This window comes from Kribbella qitaiheensis (assembly GCF_042657745.1).
Lineage (GTDB): Bacteria > Actinomycetota > Actinomycetes > Propionibacteriales > Kribbellaceae > Kribbella > Kribbella qitaiheensis.
Map to the genome: position 1 here is coordinate 1 of NZ_JBHSKE010000094.1, position 3952 is coordinate 3952.

The 3952-nt window shown below is 66.0% G+C and carries 4 protein-coding genes; all 4 read right to left on the bottom strand.

Features of this window, described 5'->3' with window-relative positions:
• On the bottom strand, positions 1 to 982 hold a 982-nt coding region (locus ACFPJ1_RS43290; protein ID WP_380112281.1), incomplete at its 3' end, for a glycoside hydrolase family 130 protein.
• 54 nt (positions 983 to 1036) lie between these two features.
• Positions 1037 to 1861, bottom strand: a complete 825-nt coding sequence (locus ACFPJ1_RS43295; RefSeq protein WP_380112282.1) for a carbohydrate ABC transporter permease — start codon at positions 1859 to 1861, stop codon at positions 1037 to 1039.
• Positions 1858 to 2808: a carbohydrate ABC transporter permease gene (locus ACFPJ1_RS43300; RefSeq protein WP_380112283.1), complete on the bottom strand. Its 951-nt coding sequence runs from the start codon at positions 2806 to 2808 to the stop codon at positions 1858 to 1860. Before ACFPJ1_RS43300 ends, ACFPJ1_RS43295 begins: the two co-directional genes overlap by 4 nt.
• A partial coding sequence (locus ACFPJ1_RS43305; RefSeq protein WP_380112284.1) for an extracellular solute-binding protein occupies positions 2805 to 3952 on the bottom strand: 1148 nt, incomplete at its 5' end. The genes ACFPJ1_RS43300 and ACFPJ1_RS43305, both read right to left, overlap by 4 nt.

The following is a 3952-nucleotide window of genomic DNA, read 5'->3' on the forward strand; positions in this document are numbered from 1 at the left end:
CCTCCTCGATAGCTGTCGGGAACACGACGTTCCCGACGGTCCCGATTCGTTCTTCTTCGGTCTCCGGCACGAGGAGCGGCTCAGCGGTCCGGTCGAGCACGTTCGTCACATCGGCGATGTCGAGCAGCAGCGCGCCGGCCGCGTAGCTGACCCTCTGGGTCGTCGGGTCGAAGCCCTTCGGCTGCTCCCCCGTCACTCCGTGGTGGATGACCAGCCATCCCTCGGGTACCCGCAGCGGCGCCGGTCCGGCTCCGATCTTGAGCTCCTCGAACGGGTACTCCGACATCGCCACGAGCCGGTGGTGGCGCAGGTGCACCAGGTTGTCCAGGCCACGCTCGACCTCGGAGACGGGCACGAACGACACCCAGATCCCCGGGCGGTCGTCCTTGATCCCGGCCGGCAGGTGGATGCCTTCGCCCTCGCGGAACCAGCCCAGGTCCCACATCGGCCGGTGCAGCATGGCGTATGACGGTTCGCCGTCCGGCCCGGGCACCGGCTCGGGGAAGAACACGGTGTCCTTGTTCGGGAACAGGTTCAGATCGGTGTCCAGGTCCGGCTGGTACTCGAAGTGCAGCGGGCCCAGCCGGGTCCAGTTCCGCAGGTCGTCTGAGACCGCGAGCGCGGGCTTGGGCCCGAGCGGCCCGTAGGCGACGTACGTCATCACGTGCTTGCCCAGCGACGGGATCCAGGTCACTCGCGGATCCTCGACGCCGGCGTTGTTCAGGCCGCGCTCCCACCCCTCGTCGGGGGCGAGCACGATGCCTTCGCGGGTCACGCCGGTCGGTACGCCGTCGGTGAGCTCGACGGCGGCCAGGCCGACGCGGGATACGTTGCCGGAAGCAACTAGTCGGGGCAGCAGGTAGAGGGCGCCGTCCGGGGTGTGGCCGGAGGCCGGGTTCAGTACGCCCTCGGACTCGAGGTCGTTGCCCGGCTCTGGCGTCATCACGACACCGAGGCGCGTCAGGGTATAGGGAACAGTCACAGCGAAAGACCTTTCAAAAGAAACGAAGAAGAAAGGAGGGGGGTCGAGGCGGTGTCAGCCCTTGACCCCGGACTCGAGGCTGGAGGAGATGAATTGGCGCTGGAAGACGATGAACAGAGCCACCGCGGGCGCGGCCAGCACACAGGCACCGGCCAGTACCGCACCGAACGGGTTCGCCGCTCGCGCCGACACGGTGGTGAGGTAGTTGGACAGGGAGACGGCCAACGGCTGCAGATCCTGTTGCTTGGTGATCAGGAACGGCCACAGGAACTCGTTCCACGGGCCGATGAAGGTCACCAGTACGCCGGTCAGCAGCGCGGGCCGGACCAACGGGATGGCGATCCGCCAGAGGGTGCTCAGCTCGCTCGCGCCGTCGATCCGGGCGGCGTCGAACAACTCCTGCGGCAGTTGCAGGAAGTACTGCCGGAAGATGAACACCGCCACCGAGTTGATCGCGAACGGCGCGATCATGCCGAGGTAGGAGTCGGCCAGGCCGTAGCTGCGAACCACCATCACGTACAGCGGGATGGTCAGCAACTGGAATGGCACCACCTGGACCAGCAGCATCAGGCCGAACACCGCACCCCGGCCGCGGAACTGCAACCGGGCCAGCGCGTAGCCGGCCAGCACCCCGAAGACCATCGTGCCGAGGATCACCCCGCCGGTGAAGATCCCGGAGTTCAGCAACGACTGCCCGAGGTTGATCGCTTTGTCGATCTCCACGTAATTCTGGCCGGTCAGGTTTCCCGGCTCCGGGAAGGCGCCCCTGACCGTCGGGTCCGGTTCGGCCTGCAGGCTGCCGATCAGCATGTAGTAGAAGGGGAACAAGAAGACGAAGGCCCCGACCAGCAGGGTGAGGAAACGCCACGGAATCTTCATCGGTCCTCCCTCGAGACGAAGCGACGTTCGATCAGGGCGAGCAGCAGCACACCGATCACCAGCAGTACTCCGATCGCCGACCCGATGTCAGGGTTGCCCTGCTCGATGCCCTTCTGGTACATCACCAGCACCGGCGAGGCCGAAGCCCCATTAGGGCCACCGCCACCGGTGAGCAGGTAGGGCTCGGTGAACAGGTTGGCCCCGGTCACCGTGGCCAGCAGCACGACGAGCGTGGTGGCCGGCCGCACCCCTGGCACAGTCACGTTCCAGAAGGACTTGAATCGACCGGCGCCGTCCATCGACGCCGCCTCGTAAAGGTCCTTCGACACGTTCTGCAGCGCGGCCAGGTAGAGCAGGATGAAGAAACCGAGCTGCTTCCAGGTCACGTAGATCGCGATCGTCGGCATCGCCAGCTTCGAGTTCACCAGCCAGGACGGGCTCGGCGCGAGCGGGCCGAGCACGGTGTTGACCAGCCCGTTCTCGTTGAACAGGAACAGCCAGACCCCGACCACGGCGACGCTCGCCGCGACGTAGGGCACGTAGTAGCTGACCCGGAAGAACGTCCGCCAGCGGATCGCGCTGTTCAGCGCGTAGGCCAGCACCAGGGACAGGATCACCGTCAGCGGCACGTTGATGATCAAGAAGATGCCGACGTTCAGGAACGACCGCCGCACCGCCGGGTCCGACAACACCGTCACATAATTGTCGAATCCCACGAACGGCCGGTCCACGACCGCACCGGGTGCGGTGAAGAAGTAGTCGTGGAAGGACATGTAGACCGCGAACCCCAGCGGGTAGGCGAAGATCGCGGCCAGGAACACCAGGTAGGGCGCGACGAACGCGGAACCGATCGGTTGATTGCCCAGCACCGTGCTCAGCAGCCCACGCCTCCCCGCCGGCCGGGCGCTGCCGGTCGGCGCGGGGGCAGTGGCGAGCCGACTGCTCATGACTGCGCGGCGAGCTGGTCGACCTTCTGGACGGCGCCGTCGAGGGCTGCGCCCGGGTCCTGCTGACCGAAGATCACGGACTTGGAGTACGCGTCGCGGAAGGTCTGCCAGATCTCGATGGAGTTCGCCACGTTCGGCACCTCCACCGTCCGGGCGGCCTGGTCGGCGAACGACTTGTAGTCCGGGTTCTTCTGGAAGTACTCCGGGAACGCGCCGGCCACGTCATTGCGCAACGGCATCTGGCCACTGGCCTCGAGGAACTTGCCGTCCTGCTCCTTGCTGGTCGCGAACTTCAGCACATCCCAGGCGGTGCCGCGGTTCTTGCAGGCCGTGTACATCGCGACGTTCTTGGCGTCGCTGAACGTGTTGATCTCCGAGGCCGGCTTACCGGCCGAGGTCGGCACCGGCACGGCGCCCCACTCCACCTTGCCCTTGTACGTCGCGATCGCCCACGGGCCGACCACCGCCATCGCGGCGGTGCCGTCGACGAACGCGTCACCGGTGTACTTCTCCTGCGGGGCCAGCTTCTCCGCGTACATAGTGCGCCAGAAGTTGGCGACCTTCTTGCCCTCGTCGGAGGCGAACTGCGACTTGCCGTCCTCGACCAACTGCTTGCCGCCCGTCTCGGCCGCGAACAACGGATAGAAGTCGAACCAGGACTGGAAGAACTCATTGGTCGGCGCCGGATAGATCGCGGCCTTGGCGGCCTTGGCGGCGACCAGCTTGCGCGAGGTGGCGAGGAACTCGTCGTAGGTCGCCAGCGGCGGCTTGGCGGTGTCGATCCCCGCCTTGGCGAAGGCCTTCTTGTTGTAGAAGATCATCACCGGGTTAGCCTTCCACGGCAGCTGATAGTACTTGCCGTCGGTCGACTTGTACTGCCCGGCGACCTTGCCGCTGCGATCCTCGATGTACTGCTTACCGTCGCTGAAGCTGTCGAGCGCCACCAGGCCACCCTGCTTCTGGAACTGCGAGACCGACGCCGGAGAGGTGTTGAAGATCAGACACGGCGCGTTACCCGCCGTGATCGCCGCACCAATGACCTCCTCGGAGCTCTTACCAGTCGGAATCTCCTGAGCAGTCACCTTCTGGTCCGGATGCGCACTGTTCCAGGCCGCGACCATCTGCCTGCCCCAAGCCACCTCCT

Bases quoted from the DNA above. Each gene is read 5' to 3' on its own strand.
- ACFPJ1_RS43300 (WP_380112283.1), bottom strand. From the start codon at position 2,808: ATGAGCAGTCGGCTCGCCACTGCCCCCGCGCCGACCGGCAGCGCCCGG.
- ACFPJ1_RS43295 (WP_380112282.1), bottom strand. From the start codon at position 1,861: ATGAAGATTCCGTGGCGTTTCCTCACCCTGCTGGTCGGGGCCTTCGTC.